Consider the following 3,154-nt stretch of genomic DNA (forward strand, 5'->3'; position numbering starts at 1 on the left):
AAGTCTCAATTCCCGCCCGCAGCAGTCGCATCGCAGCGCTATGACGCAACACATGCATGCTGATGGTTTTCTGTCCCAACGACGGACAGGCGCGGGTGGCGATCTGAACGTATTTGGCGAGCCGATGTTCGACGGCGTCACGGCTGAGTGACGTCCCCGACTGGGTGACAAAAAGTGGCTCCATCGGCTGACCCGCGCGCTCCGCGAGCCAAACACGCAGGAGGGCGACCATACCCGAGGTGATCGGTGTGATCCGCAACTTCCGTCCTTTCCCCGTGCAACTGACATGGGCGCCAGTGCCGAGATGAACATCGCTGATGCGAAGGCCGATCAATTCTGACGCACGCAGGCCCGTTTGGGCCGCGAGCGTAAGCAAGGTATGGTCGCGCCGCCCGGTCCAGGTCGAGCGGTCGGCTGCGCGGAACAGCGCATCAAGTTCCGGTTCGATCAGGAAAGTGACGAGCCTCCGGTCGAAACGCTTACGTGGAATGGCAAGCACGCGTTCGATTATTGCGGCATGCTCGGGATGTCGAAGCGCTGCGTACCGGAACAGCGAACGGACGGCGGCGAGTCGAGCGTTGCGAGTACGCGCACTATTCTCCCGCTGCTTCTCAAGATGGTCGAGGAAGGCGCCGATGAGTGGCGCATCAAGATCGTCGATGTCCAGCTTCGAAGGTTCGACGTCTTTCCTCGCGGATGCGAAGACCAGCAGCAGCCGCAGCGTGTCCCGGTAGGCCGCAAGTGTATGGGGACTAGCTTGGCGCTGGCGGATGAGGCGTTCCGTGAAGAACGCTTGCAGGGTTGGGGCAAGTGCGGTCATGCGGCACCTCCGAGATGCCGCTCCAAACGATCACCAACCAGCGTCAGCAACTCCGGCGCAGCTGAGAGATACCAGTACGTGCTGACAGGATCGACGTGGCCGAGGTAAGTCGACAGCAACGCGATCCGGTTCCCCGGCTCCCTGCCATCTCGATATCCGTCAAGGATGGTATTGACGGCAAATCCATGCCGCAGGTCATGCAGCCTCGGACGGCATGAGGCAGAGCGCGGCTTGAGGCCGGCGACATCCACAATTTGACGAAAGACGGGCTGGACGCCCATGTAGCGGAACCTGGTGCCAACCGTAGTGACCAGCAGTGCCGGCGTATTCGACGAGTTTTTCGGACGGTCGTCTCGACGCAGATAATCAACCAGTGCAGCCACGGTGCTCGGATGCAGCGGCAATTGGCGAGACTTGCCGAACTTTGCGTTCCGAATGGTGAGTAGTCCAATGACGGAGTCAAAATCGTCGCGGTCGAGGCCGATCGCTTCCCCAACCCGCATTCCGGTCACTGCAAGCAAAGCGATCAATGTCCGAAATGTCGCCACTCGGTGCGGTGTCCGCAGCGTCCCGGCTGCGGCGATGAGGGCTGCGATATCCGACTCCGAATATAGGTAGGGCGTGGCCCGGCCTTTTTGCTGCACCAGCAAGTGTGTCGGGGGCACCTCGGTCGCGGGGTCGATCCCGCGCAGGTGTTTAGCGAAGCGGCGGACAACGGAAAGCCGGGCAAACGCCCAGGTTCGACCGCGCTTAGGGAGTGTCGACCAAGCGAGCGCCGCCTCGGTTGTCAGATGGTCTTCGCCGCGATCCTCGACGAAGGTGAGAAACTGACCGAGGAGCTTCTCGGCTCGATAGAGCTTAAAGCCGAGGGCGCGGCGAACCACAAAGTAGTCTGCGAGAGCCTTACGGAGAACGTTCATACGACGACCCCCGGCCAGGGGCGAGCGATCGACCGCAGAGCATCGCGGTCGACCTTGGCATAGATCGATGTCGTAATGGCTCTGCGGTGGCGCAGGAGTTGTCCGATCTCGGGCAGCGATGCACCGCCGCGTAGCATCAGAGTCGCTGCGGTGTGACGCAGCCGGTGAGCATGAATCCGTTCAAAGCCGCACCGTTCGCCAGCGTGGCGAACAATTTGCGTTACCGCGCCGGTGGTGAGAGCGTGATGCGGAGCTGTGATCCGTGCAAACACCATTCGGCCTTGCGCGCTTGCGGGACGGCCATGATGCAAGTAAGCCGCGATTGCCTCGCCGACATCTGCAGGTAATGGCAGTCGTTCGGAGCGATTGCCTTTGCTGTGGGCAATCACGATCTCGCCGCCTCGCCAATCGATGTGCTCAAGTTGCAGTTTGGCGACTTCGCCTGCCCGCAAGCCCAGGCGAACAAGCATGGTCAGGACTGCGAAGTCACGGCAGCCACTTCGGGTGCTGGTGTCGCAGGACGCCAGAAGGCGCTGCACTTGGTCAGAGGCCAATCCCTTCGGCAATCCGGTTAATCGCCGACCGGGAACGGTCGGTACCGCAGACACCAGTGACCGATCAATAGCGCCGTCGACGTAAAGAAAACCGAGTAGCGATCGAAGGGCCGACACCGTCAGCCCGGCCGTCCCAGGGCTCAAGCGAGGGCAGTTTGTCACCACAAAAGAAATGACGTCAGCCGCCGTCAGGCTTCGAAGGTCTAGAGTAAGGCCGTCCGGCAAGACCTTGGTTTGAAGGAAGGGACGCATCAGTTCAATATACCGGGACGCTGACGCATCCCTGATGCCACGTTCAAGTATCAAGTAACCTCGGTATCGCGCCAGGGCCGCTTCAAGCGCTCCGCTGACCGGGGGCGATAAAGCCGCCGGTGCGATCCCAAGACCGCGCAGGTAACCGAGGATCGGCTGCATCGCTCTGATAGAGCGAAGAAGAACTTTGTCACCCGCTTCATGACGGCTGAGCTGAAACTGCTCTACTTCCTTTGCGCGCAGTTCTCCTACATCAAGCCCCTTGCTCACAAGCCAATTGCTCAGGCGGTTTAGCAGCAATAACTGAAAGCGGGCCTGCTGTTGGCTATAGCCCTGTTTTGTCATGTGGTCGGCAAACCCGGTCGCGAATGCCGAAAGCGGACCCGAAACCCTAACTCGTGACAGATCAATCAACATCAAAGCCTCCCTTCAATTGGCAAGAGGGAGACTGTACGCTGTGAGGCCAATCGGATTATGCCGACTCCAACGCAGCGATCGCCACCGCCAGAGCCCGTTCTGAGCCAATGGTCGGCATAATCCAGAGGTCGGCATAGTAGAGATTATGCCGACGTCGGCATAACCTCTACAGCATCACCACCAACCAAGCC

3 protein-coding genes are annotated in these 3,154 nt (G+C 60.2%); all 3 read right to left on the reverse strand.

Features of this window, described 5'->3' with window-relative positions; translation table 11 throughout:
• Positions 1-820: tyrosine-type recombinase/integrase (locus ABR948_RS29255; RefSeq protein ID WP_428124758.1), on the reverse strand; the 820-nt coding region annotated here is incomplete at its 3' end.
• Entirely contained in the window at positions 817-1,740 is a 924-nt protein-coding gene (locus ABR948_RS29260) for a tyrosine-type recombinase/integrase (protein ID WP_428124760.1), read from the reverse strand. The genes ABR948_RS29260 and ABR948_RS29255, both read right to left, overlap by 4 nt.
• The gene (locus tag ABR948_RS29265; protein WP_428124762.1) at positions 1,737-2,963 is read right to left on the reverse strand and encodes a site-specific integrase; all 1,227 of its coding nucleotides are present in this window, start codon (positions 2,961-2,963) and stop codon (positions 1,737-1,739) included. The genes ABR948_RS29260 and ABR948_RS29265 overlap by 4 nt, the downstream gene beginning before the upstream one ends.
• Positions 2,964-3,154 lie beyond the last annotated feature (191 nt).

Source organism: Bradyrhizobium sp. (assembly GCF_050014615.1).
Classification (GTDB): Bacteria; Pseudomonadota; Alphaproteobacteria; order Rhizobiales; family Xanthobacteraceae; genus Bradyrhizobium.

Excerpts from the sequence above, each read along its gene's own strand:
- ABR948_RS29260 (WP_428124760.1), bottom strand. The coding sequence starts at position 1,740 with ATGAACGTTCTCCGTAAGGCTCTCGCAGACTACTTTGTGGTTCGCCGC.
- ABR948_RS29265 (WP_428124762.1), bottom strand. The coding sequence starts at position 2,963 with ATGTTGATTGATCTGTCACGAGTTAGGGTTTCGGGTCCGCTTTCGGCA.